Origin of the sequence: Rhodoferax potami, from assembly GCF_032193765.1 — a bacterium.
GTDB lineage: Bacteria > Pseudomonadota > Gammaproteobacteria > Burkholderiales > Burkholderiaceae_C > Allorhodoferax > Allorhodoferax potami.
In genome coordinates, this window is the sequence record NZ_JAVBIJ010000001.1 from 112,243 (window position 1) to 127,117 (window position 14,875).

Below are 14,875 nucleotides of genomic sequence, written 5' to 3' on the forward strand. Positions count from 1 at the left end.
CCGGCTTTTTTTGTATTACTTTTGAGATGTCGTCGGAGATCTCGTTTTCTAGTCCGGAATTAATGCTTCAGAGTAAAAATTTTTGCTTGATCTTCACCGATGTACAGCTATTGATAATGCGGCGCACTGATGCGAAGCAGAGCAATTGTTCTCTGGTGAATATTTAAGCCATCTCTGTAGTGTGTGATGCTGACGTTGTTTAAGTTATCCCCAAAGTAGTTCCGCATCACTTCGTTGGTTAATGTGATCATGTTTGTATAAGCGTTTCGGCGTAACTGAACGGCGATAACCTTGTTTTCCTGAAAGTAGTAGGCGACTTCAAAGTGCTCATGTCGCATAGTGTTTCTCGCTTGGCTAGTATGTTGCAGCGGTATTTGCTGTAGTACAGGTACCAAAACACTATCAAATTTGTCCGTCTTACGGCCTATTTTCAGTTGTTCAGCGTAGTTCGGTTAAAGCGATTGCCGCTTTTGGTCTGCTGATTTCTTCAACTTGTTGAACATTGCGGTTTCCATGTATGTAATCAGAAAGTCCTGACCATTTCCCAACACCTCGATTTCTATTGATATCCCTGAGGTTTCGAAACGGGCATAGCCAGCCCCTTTCTCAGGGATCGGGGAGCCATCCACTCTCTTGTATTTGCTGGCAAGAACACGGTAAGCGTCTATCGCAGCAGTGTTTTTGGGCCCGTCCTTTACACCTACGTAGAGAGTTTTAACCTTTTCCTCAAGATTGCGGCACTCTGCGACTATCGAACTGGCTCCGGGATAAAAGCGACCTGGATCCTTAGCTTTAACTTCGATTGTGTCTGTTGAGAATATTGTTTGTTTCCCCAGCACGTTCATGCTTCGCTCGAGTCGTCTCAGAGAAGCCCTACCTTCGAGTTCATTATTTGCCTCGAAGCAAGTACTGACACCTACGGCAACGCCAAGTGGCCTGACCGAAGCTCGTTTGATTTCGATTTGGCGTGTTTGACTCAGCTCGTAACTTCGAAATTCAACGAAAACTCTGTCTCGCCCCATCCACATGTTTACTGAGGCATTTGACTTGTAGACGGTGACACGAGGGACGCTTGGGCTGTTGGTATCCTTGTACACCGTAGTCCACTCACTTCCCTTCGCAGTTGCCCTACTCGCTAGCTCAGATAGTAGTTCTCGCATCGCCGTGGCATTAGGTTCACCTAAATTGCTTGGCACGAAAACCACATCTAAGTTTTCTATCGTGTCATTTGGATTGGAGCAGGAATTGATTGCTTTGACATACCCGTTCCACTGGATGTCGTACAAAATCCCGTATATGTAGCCACCATCAGAGGTTGGCGACCAAGTCGTTCTTTGGAGGTTGCTAGCGAGTTCGGCACAAGTAGTCTTACGCGCAATGAGGCCAAAAGGATTCGCGAGATTTAAGGTGGTCCCCGGTTTTACTTGTACGTAGTTTGGGGCTGGGTTCTCGGCGGGTTGAGCCACTGCAGATATTGCAACAAATGAAAGGGCCAGCGCTGTGGCTCTGACATTTATGGTTTTTTTGTACATATTTGACTTTTGAACTAAATGAAATTTAGCCGGTACTTGCCATAGGGCTGCTATCTTGAATACCAGATCCGGCCTTGTCCTTGATAGCCTCGTATCCTTTGATTTTTCGGAGCTTTCAATTTTTTAACGGAGGCTGATCGTCAAATTCTTTCTACGCTCACCCCTGCAACGGCAACTCCAACCGAATCGTCAACCCATGCGGCAATGTCGTCTGCGCTGTTGCCGTGCCGTTATGCCGCCGCGCGATTTCCGCCACGATGGACAGGCCTAAGCCGCAGCCGCCGGGGAGTTCGCTGGCGCGCCAGAAGCGTTCAAACACGCGCTCCAGGTGCTCGGTCGAGAGGCCGGGGCCGGTGTCTTCCACGTCCAGCCAGCAGTAGCCGTTGTGCACCGTGGTGCGCAGCGTGACCACGGCGCCTTTGCCGGCGTAGCGCAGGGCGTTGTCGATCAGGTTACTCAGCACTTCGCGTAGCAGCAGCTTGTCGGCTGGCACCATGACGCTGTCTTCGCCCTCAAAGCCGAGGTCTACGCCAGCGGCCAAGGCGCGGCGGGTCCATTCGCGGGCCACCTCGCGCGCCAGAGACGCTGCATCCACCGGCACCAAACTCACCTCTGCCTCGGTGCGGGCCAACGACAGCAGCTGGTGCACCAGGTGGGCGCTGCGCTGGGCGCCGGTGTGCACTTTGGTCAGGCGTTGTTGCAGGGCCTCGGGGTCTTTTTCTTGCATGGCCAGTTCGGTCTGGCTGATCAGGCCCGCAAGCGGGGTGCGCAGTTGGTGGGCGGCATCGTTCAAAAAGCGCTTTTCCTGGCTCAGGCTACGGCGCAGGGTGGTGAGCAGCTGGTTCAGGGTGTTGGCCAGTGAGTGCACTTCCTCCGGCGCTTGCGTCATCTCGATGGGCGAGAGCGACGCCATATTTCGGTTGGCCAGTTGCGCCTCCAGCCGCTCCAGCGGGGCCAAGCCACGGCGTATGCCCTCGTACACCAGCACGCTGAGCACGGCGCCCAAAATCAAAAGCGGAAAGAGCACATCGCGCACCAGCTCGCGGGCGATGCGCTGCTGCGCCACCAGGCTCTTGGCCACCTGCACCCGCATGCGCTGGTCGGTAAAGCCATCGCCAAAGCTCAGGTCGATGGAGGCCACGCGCATGGGCTTGCCGTCCATCACCACCTCGTACAGCACGGGCTCGTTGGCGGGGGAGTACAGGTCAGGTGTTTGGCCGGGGATTTTGGTGTTGCCCAGCAAAAAACTGCCGGGCGGGGACGACACCATATAGGCCACGCGGTCGTCCGGGTCTTGCTCAATGATGTCGCGCGCTGCGCGCGGAAAGTCGATCAACAAGCCCGAGCCCATGGGCTTGACCTGCCGCGCCAGCGAGCGCACCGATTGGGTGAGCGACTGGTCAATTGTTTTCTCGGCATAGGCCAGCGCCACCCGGAATGCCAGAGCGCCGCCCATGAGCCACAGCACCAGCTGCGGCAGCAGCAGCCAGATCAGCAGCTGCCGCTTGAGCGAGAAGCGAGCCGGGCGGCTCACGGAGTGTCCGATTCCAGCATGTAGCCCAAGCCCCGCACGTTGCGGATGCTCAGGCCGCTGTCGTTGAGCTTGCGGCGCAAGCGGTGCACATAAACCTCCAGCGCATTAGAGCCGGCAGCGCCGCCTTCTTGCGGCGCGGTTTGCCACACGGCCAGCACGTCTTCCCGGCCGACCACCTGGCCCATGTTGTTCACCAGCAGCGAGAGCAAAGACCATTCGCGGTGGGTGAGCTCCATGGCTTCTTCGCCGAGCCAGCCCAGAGGCAGCACCGGGTCGAGGCGCAGGTTTTTGCTGGTGCTGCTTTGCACTTCGAGCGAACCGCCAAAGGCGGGCAGCCGCGAGCGGCGGAGCATGGCTTGCAGGCGGGCGAGCAGCTCCGCCATTTCAAAGGGTTTGGTGAGGTAGTCGTCAGCGCCAGCGTTCAGGCCTTGCACCCGGTCTTCCACGCCATCGCGCGCGGTGAGGATCAGTACCGGCAGCGCAGCCAAGCGCTGGCGTATCCAGATCAGCACGGTAATGCCGTCGACCACTGGCAAGCCCAGGTCGAGCACCACGCCGTCAAAACGGGTGGACTCCAGCAGGCTTTGGGCTTGGGCGCCGTCGCTGGCGCTGCTCACGCTGTGGCCGGCGTGCACCAGTTGCGCGCACAGGCCGTCGCGCAGCAATTCGTCGTCTTCAACAATCAGTAAATGGGCCATTCCCCAAGCATACCAAGGCAGGTGGCAAGCTTTGCTGCGGTGCAACTCTCAGGTGACGGTGGCAGCCTCTAGCCCTGCGGCAATCGCCTCGGCGCGGGCGGTTTGGATGAATTGGCCAATCTTTGGGCCGGTAGCGCCCGCCGCTATTGCGCGAGCAGCTATGGAATCTGTAGCAACCGCCAGCGCAAAGTCCAGTGCTTGCCCCAGCCGTTGGGCTTGGGGGTAGGGCGCATCTTGCAGCCCAAGGCGGCCTTGGGCATCGCACTGGCAGGCCAGCAAGGCGGCACGAAATCGCTCGGGTTTGCGGATGGCATCGCAGCGCTCCAAGAGGCGCAGCAGGGCAGCCGCATTGAGCGTGCTGCTGCGGTGGATGTTGCCGTGCTCGCGTGCCACCACGTCGGCCAGCTCGGCGCAGTCGTTGGGCACCCGCAGGCGCTGACACACCGCTTTGAGCAGTCGGGCGCTGCGCTCTTCATGGCCGATGTGGCGGGGCAGCACGTCGGTGGGCGTGGTGCCTTTGCCCAGGTCGTGGCCCAGGCAGGCAAAGCGCACGGCCAGCGGCGCATCCAGCTGGGCAGCGCGGTCCAGCACCAGCATGACGTGCACGCCGGTGTCCACCTCGGGGTGGTGCTCCGGGCTTTGGGGCACGCCCCAGAGCCGGTCCAGCTCAGGCAGCAGGCGCTTCAGGGCGCCGCAGCTGCGCAGCACTTCAAACATGCGGGAGGGGCGGGCTTCCATCAAGCCTTTGGCGATCTCTTGCCACACGCGCTCAGGCACCAGGTGGTCCACCTCGCCGTCTTCCACCATGGTTTGCATCAGGGCGGTGGTTTCGGGCGCCACGGTGAACTCGGTGAACCGCGCCGCAAAGCGGGCCACGCGCAAGATGCGCACCGGGTCTTCGCGGAAGGCGGGGGTCACATGGCGCAGCACACGCATCTGCAGGTCGGCCTGGCCGCCAAAGGGGTCTATCAGGTCTTTGGTATCAAAAGTGCCATTGGCGCACGTATTGTCTGCGCGAGCTGCTATGGAATTGATAGTAAGGTCGCGCCGGGCCAGGTCTTCCTCCAGCGTCACATCGGGCGCAGCGTGCACCGCAAACCCGCGGTAGCCGGGCGCGGTTTTGCGCTCGGTGCGGGCCAGGGCGTATTCCTCTTGGGTGCGGGGGTGCAAAAACACCGGGAAATCTTTGCCCACGGCAATAAAGCCCGCGTCCAGCATCTGCTGCGGGCTGCTGCCCACCACCACCCAGTCGCGGTCTTTGACTTCCAGACCCAACAGCGCGTCGCGCACGGCACCTCCCACCAGAAAGGTGCCGGTGTTACGGGTGGAGTCGGATGAGGTGGCGGGCATAAAAGGCAGGGGCTTTAGACGTAGTTCAGCGTTGCAGGCGGTAGGGTTCTTCAAAGTCGAGAAAGTCTTTCTCTGCCAGCGCGCCGGTGATCCAGTCCTGCACACCGGGCAGGGCCAGCACGCGGGACACATAGGCACCCACCACCGGGCTGACCGGCAGGCCATAGGTTTTGAGGCGGGCGCACACCGGGGCGAAATACGCATCCGCCACCGAGAACTGGCCAAACAGCATGGGGCCGCCGTATTGGGCCAGCAGCTCGGTCCACATGGCACTCAGGCGGGCTACATCGGCGCGGACTACGGGCTTGTCGCGCCAGATGAGGGCACCGGTTTCGAGCAGGGTGGCCTCGATGTTCATGGGGCAGTTGCTGCGCAGGCCGGTGAAGCCGGAGTGCATTTCGGCACACACACTGCGGGCCCGCGCACGGGCGGACTTGTCAGCAGGCCAGAGCTGCAGGTTAGGAAAGCTCTCGGCTACGTATTCAGCAATCGCCAGGGTGTCCCACACCGCCAAGTCGCCATCGACCAGCAGCGGCACTTTGCCGGTGGGGGAGAGCGGGGCGAGCGTGGTTTTGAATTGGGATTGGCTCTCGAACGAGTCAAAGCGCACCATGACCTCTTCAAAATCGATGCCCGCCTGCTTCAACAGTACCCAAGGGCGCATGGACCACGAGGAGTAGTTTTTGTTGCCGATGTAGAGCTTGATCATGCGCAATCCTTGGTCAAATTCGCATGATAGTCGGGCCTAAAGGGGTTGGCGACTCAGAGGGGGCCGCCCTATACTGAATGCACAAGCGCAGACTTCCAAGTTTTGCCAACACCGGGAGGGAGATACCCATGTCGTACCAAGCAGTTCGCCCTGACCGGCGTCATTGGCATAACGGCCTGTGGTGGTGTGTGGCTGTGTGTGCAGGCTTGCTCTCGAGTGCTGCGGCCGCCCATACGATCCGCTTTGCACCGGAGAAAGACTACCCCCCGTTTGTGAGTGCTGGCCCTGCGGGGCATGTGCAAGGCTTGTCGGTGGATGTGCTCGAGATCCTGCGGCCGCGCCTGGGCGGCGAGCTGCAGATGTTGCCCCCGGATAACCTGGCCAACATTCTCGATGCGGCCCGCCGCGGGGAGGTGGACTTGATCTCCTCACTGCGCCCCACCCCCGAGCGGGCCGAGTTCTTGGCGTTTACCGAGCCTTACGTCAAAGTACCTGCCGTCTTGGTGGTCAAACAGGGGCCGGCGGCCCCCGTTTTGGCAGACCTTGCAGGCCGCGCGGTGGCGGTGGGCAAAGGCTATGCGGTGGAAACTTTTGTGCGCACCCACTACCCGCAAATCCGCTGGGTGGCCGTGAGCGATGACATGAGCGGCTTTCAGCTCTTGATGCGCGGCGAAGTCGATGGCGTGGTGGCGGATGTCGCCAGCATCAGCGATGCCAAGCGCCACAGCGGCGTGCGCGGGGTGCAAGTCGGCGAGACATTGCCCTTTGAGTACGCGCTGAGCTTCGCTTATCGCAAAGAGCTGACGGCTTTGGGCAGTGCCCTTAACACCGCCCTCCAGGATATTTCGCCCGCCACCCGTCAGGCGCTGCTGCGCCGCTGGATTGATGTGGACACCCTCACCTACGAAGACCCGCTCCACCTTTGGTTGCGCCGCGCGGCGTTGGGGTTGACGTTCCTCGGGGTGCTGCTCATGCTGGTTTGGCGCGCACGCAAACCCCTCTTGAAAAACAGGCACCCCCGTGCAGACTGACGCGCTCCGGGCGGACAACGCCGTTTCATCCACCCTGTTGGCCCCGCGTGACCGCACCTCCGGGTGGCTGTGGCAGTGGGCCTTGCTCGTGGGCGCGGTGGCGTGTGTGTCGCTGGCGATCTCCGATCCGCGGCCGGGGCAGGTGATGGTGTGGTTTGCCAATGCCTTTGGTGCCGTCGCCCTGATGCGCTTGCCCAAACGGCAGTGGCCTGCGTTTCTTGTGCTGGTGGCGCTGGTCCTGTGGGCGGCGCATGGTGGCTTTGCGCTGGTGTCGCCAAATGTGGCCGTCAGTCAGGCCGGTGGCTTGCACACGGCCTGGGTCGCTTTTGCTGATGTACCGGGCTACTTGTTGGGCATGGCGCTCGCCGCCCTGTGGCTGGAGCGCTTGCCTGCGCTGGAGCAGGCCGGCGAGAGCCCTACGGTTCAAGCGCAAGTCTTGCTGCGTGGAGCGCTGTTGCCCGCCATGGCGTCTGCACCGCTGGGCGGGCTGGCGAGTGTGTTGGTCTTGCGGGGCGATTGGTCGAATATGGCCTTGAATTGGTTGGTGGGCGGCACCATTGGCTCGGTGGCGATGCTGCCGCTGGTGTTGCTGCTGGCTACCCGGGGTTTGCGCAGTGCGGTCCGCGAGTGGTTCCAGCCGGTTCATGTGGGGATGGCGCTGATCAGTCTGTCTGTGGTGTTGTGGTCGGCCACCAGCTTGCCCAAACCCTTTGTGGTGATGTTGGCGCCTATGGTGTGGGTAGCGGTGCGCAGCACGTTGCTCAACAGCCTGGTGATCAATGGCCTGATCGCGCTGGCCATGGCCGCCTTGATACGGGTGGGTGTTTTGCTGCCACCCCCATCGTCCATCTGGTGGGGCGATGCGGTGTACTACATCTCGGTATTGGCTACCCTGTTGCCGGGTTTGTTTTTGGCAGTGATGTCCGAAGGGCAGCGCCGCACGACCCATGCCTTGGCGGACCGCGAGGCCCGGGCACTGAGCATTTACCGCGCGACGCCTGCCATGTTGCACTCGATCGATGGAAGCGGCTGCATCGTGCAGGTCAACCAGCTGTGGCTCGACACGCTGGGCTACCAAGAGGCAGAAGTGCTGGGGCGGCACATTGCGGATTTCATGACATCCGGGTCAGCCCGCTATGCGCGCGATGTGGTGATTCCGCAGGGACTGCACGACGGCCGCTGCGATAACGTGGAATACCAGTTTCTTACCCGGGACGGCGCGGTGCGCGATGTCTTGCTGTCTGCAGTGTGGGAGTTCGATGCAAACGGCAGGCCCGAGCGTAGCCTTGCGGTGCTGCAGGATGTGACCGAGAAAAAGCGCTTGCAGGCCCGCAGCCACTTTGCCGAGCACGATGCCCTGACCGGCCTGCCCAATCGTGTGTTGTTGCACGATCGCTTGAAAATGCTGTGTGCCCACCACGACCGCCACAACGGCCTGTTTGCGGTCGGTTTTTTGGATCTCGACCATTTCAAAGAGGTCAACGACATGTACGGCCACGACGCCGGCGACGCCCTGCTGCAAGCCGTGGCCCGCAGGTTACAGGGTGTGTTGCGGGCGGAAGATACCGTATCCCGCCTCGGGGGCGACGAGTTTGTGATGCTGCTGGGTGGCCTGTCTCACAGCGGCGAGCTCTCGACCTTGGTAGCCAAAATCATGGCTGCATTTGCAGAGCCCTGCCATTTGGGCCCGGGGTCCGATGGGCCTGTGGTTCAAGTGGCTGCAAGTCTTGGCGTGGCCGTTTACCCGGGGGATGGCACAGACCCGCAGACCTTGTTGCTGCATGCTGATCAGGCGATGTACGAGGCCAAGCGCGGCGGCCGCAACCGCTGCGCGTTTTACCGCCGGCCGGCTTAAGGCAGGTCGAGGCCACCCTCTGTAGTGCTCGCATCGCGCGGGCCCACCACACCCAGCCGTGCTTTCAGCGACTGCGGTTGCCCGGTGATCAGCGCGGAATAAAGCGTGGTGTTGGCCAAGACTTTTTTCACATAGTCGCGAGTCTCGGTAAACGGCACGTTTTCCGCCCAGATAGCAGCTTCCCAGGTGGGGCCACCGGCTTGCCCGCGCCAAATACGCGGCCGTCCGGGGCCCGCGTTGTAGGCGGCGGCTGCCATGGGCATGGAGCCGTTAAAGCTGTCCAGCACCAGTTTGAGGTAGCCGGTGCCGATGGCGATGTTGGTGTCCCGCTCGGTGATCTGGTGGGCTTGGAAGTCGTTGAGCCCGATTTTTTTCGCAGTCCATTTCGCGGTCGCAGGCATGACTTGCATCAGGCCAGCCGCACCTACCACCGACTTGGCATCGGTGATAAAGCGGCTTTCCTGGCGGATCAGCCCATACACATAGGCTGGATCGAGCCCGATCAGCTGTGTACGAGCCACCACCGCCGACTTGTGGGGCATGGGGTAGCGCTGGTCCACGTCGACCATGCCTTTGGTGCGTTCGCTGGTGTTGATGCAACGGTCCCAGACTTCGGCCTTGCAGGCCAGGTCTGCGGCGGCAAGCAAAGAGCGATCATCCAGCCCGCCGCGGTTGTGCAGGTTGGTGGTGTAGTTCCACTCCCGCACCCCATCGCTGCGCAAGCCGATGTTGATGGCGTGCAGCGCACGCGCCAAGCCGGGGTTCTTTTTGGCCTGGTCTTTTTCTTCCGCGGTGAGTGGGGCTGGTTTGGGCGGCGTCACGATTTTCTGGCCCAGTTCTTCAAGGGCCAGCATTTCGTAAAAGCCCTTGGTGCCGGCAATCGACTCCAGTAGCGCCTGGCTCTCCATCTTTGCAGATTCCACATTGCTGCGGCGGGCCAGCGCACGGGCGCGCCAATAGACCCAGGTCGAGTCGTTGCGCAAGGACTCGGGCATGGCGGTGATGGCGTCTGCCACCTGATTCCAGCGCCCGGCGCGCAGAGCGGCACGGGCAGCCCAAGCAAGGTGGTCCTCGTGCATCTGGCTAAGTTGGCCTTTGGCAAAGTAGTTCGCGGCGTTGTCCGAAAGTTTTTGCGCCGCCCGTTTGCCGATCACACCCCAGATCCAGCTGCGCTCTTCTTGGGTGAGCTGCGCCTTCCAGCGGAGCTTGTCGACTTCCTCGGCCGCTTCTTGCGGGTCTTGATAGGCCAGGCGGATGATGGCCAAGGACACAAATTCTCGGGTTTGCGGCCGCAGCGCGGTGACCTTGTCATTCAGGTATTTGGCCGGGGTGTTGTAGATGGTGTTGATGGTTTTGACGTAGTCTGTATCCAACGCGCCGGCGGCTTGGGTTGCGACGCGCAGGCGGTCGTTTTCCATGCCGAGGCGCGCCCGGACCCAGACGCTGTGAGAGCTGATTTTTTTGTCTTTGACCAGCTGGGTCGCCAAGCTACCGCAGGCGTCGTCGGCCTCTTTCAGGCCCCACCACACCGACTCCAGGGCGGCAGTCACGTCGGCTCCCCGTGTGCTGTAGTCCGCCCAGAGGGCATAGCAGCGCACGGACCGGTCGTCGTTCATGCGGTAGAGCGGGTATTCGCGGCTGAAGGTGTCCCAATCACGGGCACGGCCTAGCTGCAGCAGCCACTCCGCGCGCAAGCGGTCTTCTTGGTAGGTGCCGTTGTAGCGGTTCAGGAAATCCTGGATTTCTGACTTGCTGGCATCGTCCAGCCGGGCGGACATGTCCCAGTAGGCCGCCCAAGGCTCGAGGATGTGCCCGCGCATTCCCGGGAGCGCTGCGGCAAGGCGTTTGCGGTCGCGGTTTTTATAGGCCTGTGACAGGTCCAGAATAGTCTCGTCGAGGCGGCTAAGGTCGCGCCCTTGGGCGTATGCTGAGGGGGTAGTGGTGGACATTAGGGCGCCGCAAAGGGCGAGTGATGTCAGAATGGCTGAAAACTGCATGTGGGGATTATGGACAACTCGGACGACAGCAAAGCTGCACAAAAGAAAGCCCTTCGCAAGGCGCTATTGGATCAACGTCTGGCCATGCCGGATCGCCTACAGCGCGCCGATTTATTGCAGCGCGTGATGCGGATTTGGCTGGTGGGCCGGCCAGATGCGGTCATTGGCGCCTACTGGCCCATCAAGGGCGAGTTCGACCCCTTGCCCGCTTTGCACCGCTGGAAAGAGGACGGCGAGCTGATTGACCAACCCCAGCCGCGCCGCATTGGCTTGCCAGTGGTGAACCGGGAACACAAAACCATGACCTTTCATGCGTGGTACCCCGGCTGCCCGATGGAAGAGGACGCTTATGGCATTCCCAAGCCCAAAGACACAGAGCTGATTGTGCCCACCCTGCTGTTTGTGCCTTGTGTCGGCTACGGGCCTGGTGGCTACCGTTTGGGCTATGGCGGTGGCTTTTATGACCGCATGCTGGCGAGCTTGAGCCCGCGTCCCTTTACCGTTGGCTTGGGGTTTGGCACAGGTTTTGTCGATGACTTCGAGCCGGAGCCCCATGACATGCCCCTGGATGCCATCCTGAACGACCACGGCGTCGTCTGGCCAGTTTGATGCCGTGGGCTAGGAGGCCCGGCGGCGTGCGGATCAGCGTTGCATGAGCACGCGCACATCCGCCTCGTAGGCTTGCAACGTTTGCTGGAGTTTTTGGCGTTGTGCCGGGCTGGTGCCGTTGTGGAGCTCGGCGGCAGAATCACAAAAGTTGCTCCGGATCCGCTCGGTGTATTGCTGAAACGCCGGGTCGGGGGATTGGGTGCTGCGCAGCAGCAGCGCCCGCACTTCGGCTTGCTGCTGCAGTTCAGTCGAGGGTGTGGCCTTCAGTGCACGCAAGGTCTGCAAAATGTCCTTTTGGCGGCGCATGGTTTCTTTGTATTGCGTGGCAGCGTCAAACGCGGACGCATCCAGTTGAGCGCGCAGAGCTTGTTTCTGGGTGTCGCTCAGGCGGCCGTAAAAACTCTCGGTGCGATCGAGTGCAGATTTCATCCGGCGGTTCAGGCGGTCTTGCGGGGTGCCGTCCATCCACTCTTCCCGCCATTCTTGGTTGCGTTTGTCCCACGCACGGGCAAGGTGATCGAGTTGCGCAAGGGTCAACGTCGGTGCAATTGCCAGCGCGGTGGGTGTGGTGCGGTCCAACACGGTTTGGAACCGTGTTTCCAGATAGCGAGAGAGCTGGCATACCTGCTCACCCGTCACGTTGCTGGGGGCCGCCGCTTGCAGGTTCTTAAGCATGTCTGCGATCTGCGGGAGCTCCTCTTTTCGGTGCCAAGTTTGCAGCGCTTGCAGATCGCTACGTAGCTTGAGGCTTTGCGGGCTGTCTAGGTCCAGGTAGCCGTCCAGCCACCAGTAGGACAAATCCGGCGCATTGTTATAGGCCAAACGGACTGCTCCACAGCCAGTCAAAGTCGCCGCGACACTCAGCAGCCCGATAATGGCGAACCAGCGCCGGGCATTGCGCCAGAGGCGCGCTAACTTTTCAAGTTTCAATAAAGGCATGGCTTTGACTTCTAGTTCCCCTCTTGCAAACGTCGAATCGTCTACTGCACCGGTGGATGTGGTCATTATGGCGGCGGGCAAAGGCACGCGCATGCGTAGCAAAATTCCCAAGGTCTTGCAGCGCTTGGCCGGCCGGCCGCTGTTGCAGCATGTGGTCGACACGGCTGCCGATTTGCAGGCCCGCCATGTGGTGGTGATCACCGGGCATGGTGCTATCGAAGTTGAAGCAGCCTGCGCAGGCTTTTCGAGGGCTAGCGCCGATTTTTCTTTGAATTTCGTGCGGCAGGAGCCTCAGCTCGGCACAGGGCATGCGGTGCAGCAGGCTGCGCCGGTACTGCCGGATGACGGTGTGGTGGTGGTCTTGTCCGGTGATGTGCCCTTGACCCAGTCCGACACGCTGTTTCACCTGATCCAGGCCAGTGGCGGCGACAAGCTGGCCTTGCTGACGCTGGAGCAAAGCAACCCGGCCGGCTATGGCCGTATCGTGCGCGACGCCGGTGGCGCGGTGCAGGCCATCGTGGAGCACAAAGACGCCAGCGAAGCGCAGCGCGCCATTACCGAGATTTACAGTGGAATCATGGCGGTGCCTGCTGCGCGGCTGAAGGCCTGGCTGGCGCGCCTGGACAACCGTAACGCCCAACAAGAGTATTACCTGACCGATGTCGTGAAGTTTGCGGTGGCGGATGGTGTCGGAGTGGTCGGACACAAAATCACCGATGCGGTGCAGGTCGCCGGCGTCAACAGCCCGGTACAACTGGCAGAGCTGGAGCGCGCCTACCAACTGCAGCAAGCGCACCGGTTGATGGAAGAGGGCGTGCGCCTGGCGGACCCCGCCCGCATTGATGTGCGGGGCGATTTGCTCTGCGCCCATGATGTCAGCATCGATGTGAACTGCGTGTTTTCGGGGCAGGTGAGTTTGGGGGAGGGGGTCTCGATCGGCGCGAACTGCGTGATCGCGAATGCCGTGATCGAAGCGGGTGCCGTGATTCACCCTTTCACCCATATCGATGGCGAGAAACAGGGCGTCAGTGTAGGTGCGGGTGCACTCATCGGGCCGTTTGCCCGCTTGCGCCCCGGCGCGCAGCTGGGGCCAGAGGTGCACATTGGCAACTTTGTGGAGGTGAAAAACTCCACCATGGCCGCCGGTGCCAAAGCCAATCACCTCGCCTATTTGGGCGATGCTACGGTTGGTGAGCGGGTCAACTATGGTGCTGGCAGCATTACCGCCAACTACGACGGTGCGAACAAACACCGCACGGTGATCGAGGCAGATGTGCACATCGGCAGCAACTGTGTGTTGGTCGCTCCGGTCACTATCGGGGCCGGGGGCACCGTGGGTGGTGGCTCCACCATCACCAAGAGCACCGAAGCCGGCGCATTGAGTGTGGCCCGCGGCAAGCAGGTGAGCATTGCCAACTGGAGCCGCCCAGTCAAAAAGCCGAAAGCTTGATGCATGGCGGAGCCGCTTTCCCACCAAGATCTGCAGCAGAGGGTTGACGCACTCGAAGCGGAGCTGGCCGCCAGCCGTGCGAGCTTGCAAGAATTTACCTACGCGGTATCTCACGATTTGCGGGCGCCTCTGCGGCACTTGGTGTCGTTTGCGCAGTTGCTGGAAGAAGAGGCCGGTTCGCAACTGCAAGGCGAGAGCGCTGATTTTTTGCGCACGATCTCTGCATCGGCCCGGCACATGGGCGAGCTGCTGGATGCGCTGACAGGCTTGTCGCGTATCGATGGGTTGCCGGTGCAATGGTCGGATGTCGCGTTGGAGCCGGTGCTCAAAGATACCTGGGCAGAAGTACAAGCGACGGACCCGGCACGGGAAGTGCCGGTGGCCTGGAGCGTTCCGTCTGGTGCGGTGCTGTCCACCGATCCCCAGTTGTTGCGCCAAGCCGTGTTGCAGGTGCTTGGCAATGCTTTCAAATTTACAGCGCGTACGCCACAACCGCAGGTTCAGGTCACGGTGGATTTAGAGCCGGGCGGCGACCTGGTGTGCCGGGTGGCGGATAACGGTGCGGGTTTCAACCCTGCCATGCACGACAAGCTTTTTAAGGTATTTGGGCGCCTGCACACCGCCAAGCAGTTTCCCGGTTTGGGGGTAGGGCTGCTGAGTGCACAAAGGCTGTTGCACAAGGTGGGTGCAAGGGTGAGTTTGACCGCAATAGCACCATGCGGAGCGGTCGCCGAGATCCGGTTTCAAGGCGCAAAAGAAAGCCCGGTCTGAGCCGGGCTTGAAGCTTGACGGACCCTGTGTACGGGTCCCGGGCTTGGCTTACCAAGTCTTCACTTTGTCCAGCTCAGCGTAGGGGTCAGCCGCTGTGGTGCTCTTGGCATCTTTGGCAGCCTTGGCTGCGGCGGCCTGCTTTTCTGCAGCCTGGGTCGCAGTGGCAGTGTCTTGGGCCATGGCTTGGCCTGCGAAGGCAGCAGCCAATGTGAAAGCGATAGTGGCGATAGTGGTCTTGTTCATGATGAAGTTCCTTTCCAAAGTTGAAGATTCCGCTGCGGCGGTTTTCAGTCCGTCTGAACAGCATCGATGGGGCGGTAAATACTTGCGTCTCGTCGATGGGATGAACTGTAAAATTTCTGAATCCAAAGATAAACAATCAAAATAACATCGCGGCATT

General features: G+C 60.8%; 14 protein-coding genes. 5 read left to right on the forward strand and 9 right to left on the reverse strand.

From position 1 onward, the window contains the following. Nucleotides 1–107 precede the first annotated feature (107 nt). The 6 genes from RAE21_RS00540 to RAE21_RS00565 form a co-directional block, all read right to left on the reverse strand. On the reverse strand, nt 108–338 hold the full coding sequence (locus RAE21_RS00540) for a hypothetical protein (protein WP_313879649.1): 231 nt from the start codon (nt 336–338) through the stop codon (nt 108–110). A gap of 114 nt (nt 339–452) precedes the next feature. After that, the gene (locus tag RAE21_RS00545; RefSeq protein WP_313879650.1) at nt 453–1,532 is read right to left on the reverse strand and encodes a hypothetical protein; all 1,080 of its coding nucleotides are present in this window, start codon (nt 1,530–1,532) and stop codon (nt 453–455) included. A gap of 157 nt (nt 1,533–1,689) precedes the next feature. Further along, nucleotides 1,690–3,066, reverse strand: coding sequence for a sensor histidine kinase (locus tag RAE21_RS00550; protein WP_313874045.1), 1,377 nt, complete (start codon nt 3,064–3,066; stop codon nt 1,690–1,692). Next, the gene (locus tag RAE21_RS00555; protein WP_313874044.1) at nt 3,063–3,764 is read right to left on the reverse strand and encodes a response regulator; all 702 of its coding nucleotides are present in this window, start codon (nt 3,762–3,764) and stop codon (nt 3,063–3,065) included. Before RAE21_RS00555 ends, RAE21_RS00550 begins: the two co-directional genes overlap by 4 nt. A 48-nt stretch (nt 3,765–3,812) precedes the next feature. Beyond that, the gene (locus tag RAE21_RS00560) at nt 3,813–5,114 is read right to left on the reverse strand and encodes a multifunctional CCA addition/repair protein (protein ID WP_313879651.1); all 1,302 of its coding nucleotides are present in this window, start codon (nt 5,112–5,114) and stop codon (nt 3,813–3,815) included. A gap of 25 nt (nt 5,115–5,139) precedes the next feature. Further along, complete coding sequence (locus RAE21_RS00565; protein ID WP_313879652.1) at nt 5,140–5,823, reverse strand: glutathione S-transferase family protein; 684 nt, start codon at nt 5,821–5,823, stop codon at nt 5,140–5,142. Between the two features lie 128 nt (nt 5,824–5,951). Here RAE21_RS00565 and RAE21_RS00570 point away from each other — a divergent pair, with 128 nt between their 5' ends. Both RAE21_RS00570 and RAE21_RS00575 read left to right on the forward strand, forming a co-directional pair. Further along, a complete protein-coding gene (locus tag RAE21_RS00570; protein WP_313879653.1) occupies nt 5,952–6,854 on the forward strand; it encodes a transporter substrate-binding domain-containing protein in 903 nt (300 codons plus the stop codon). Then, nucleotides 6,844–8,709: a diguanylate cyclase domain-containing protein gene (locus RAE21_RS00575; protein ID WP_313879654.1), complete on the forward strand. Its 1,866-nt coding sequence runs from the start codon at nt 6,844–6,846 to the stop codon at nt 8,707–8,709. The genes RAE21_RS00570 and RAE21_RS00575 overlap by 11 nt, the downstream gene beginning before the upstream one ends. Here the strand turns inward: RAE21_RS00575 and RAE21_RS00580 are convergent. Continuing rightward, nucleotides 8,706–10,706: a lytic transglycosylase domain-containing protein gene (locus RAE21_RS00580; protein ID WP_313879655.1), complete on the reverse strand. Its 2,001-nt coding sequence runs from the start codon at nt 10,704–10,706 to the stop codon at nt 8,706–8,708. The genes RAE21_RS00575 and RAE21_RS00580 overlap by 4 nt on opposite strands. Before the next feature lie 9 nt (nt 10,707–10,715). Between RAE21_RS00580 and RAE21_RS00585 the strand changes: the two genes are divergently transcribed. Beyond that, on the forward strand, nt 10,716–11,315 hold the full coding sequence (locus RAE21_RS00585) for a 5-formyltetrahydrofolate cyclo-ligase (RefSeq protein ID WP_313874039.1): 600 nt from the start codon (nt 10,716–10,718) through the stop codon (nt 11,313–11,315). 33 nt (nt 11,316–11,348) lie between these two features. Here RAE21_RS00585 and RAE21_RS00590 read toward each other — a convergent pair whose 3' ends face one another. Continuing rightward, entirely contained in the window at nt 11,349–12,254 is a 906-nt protein-coding gene (locus tag RAE21_RS00590) for a DUF6279 family lipoprotein (RefSeq protein WP_313879656.1), read from the reverse strand. Between the two features lie 67 nt (nt 12,255–12,321). Between RAE21_RS00590 and glmU the strand changes: the two genes are divergently transcribed. Then, nucleotides 12,322–13,704, forward strand: coding sequence for a bifunctional UDP-N-acetylglucosamine diphosphorylase/glucosamine-1-phosphate N-acetyltransferase GlmU (glmU, locus tag RAE21_RS00595; RefSeq protein ID WP_313882619.1), 1,383 nt, complete (start codon nt 12,322–12,324; stop codon nt 13,702–13,704). Between the two features lie 3 nt (nt 13,705–13,707). Further along, nucleotides 13,708–14,475, forward strand: coding sequence for a sensor histidine kinase (locus tag RAE21_RS00600; RefSeq protein ID WP_313879657.1), 768 nt, complete (start codon nt 13,708–13,710; stop codon nt 14,473–14,475). Between the two features lie 48 nt (nt 14,476–14,523). On the opposite strand, the gene RAE21_RS00605 is transcribed toward RAE21_RS00600, so the two are convergent. Beyond that, nucleotides 14,524–14,718 (reverse strand): hypothetical protein, encoded by a 195-nt coding sequence (locus RAE21_RS00605; RefSeq protein WP_313879658.1) that lies wholly within the window; start codon nt 14,716–14,718, stop codon nt 14,524–14,526. Nucleotides 14,719–14,875: the final 157 nt, after the last annotated feature.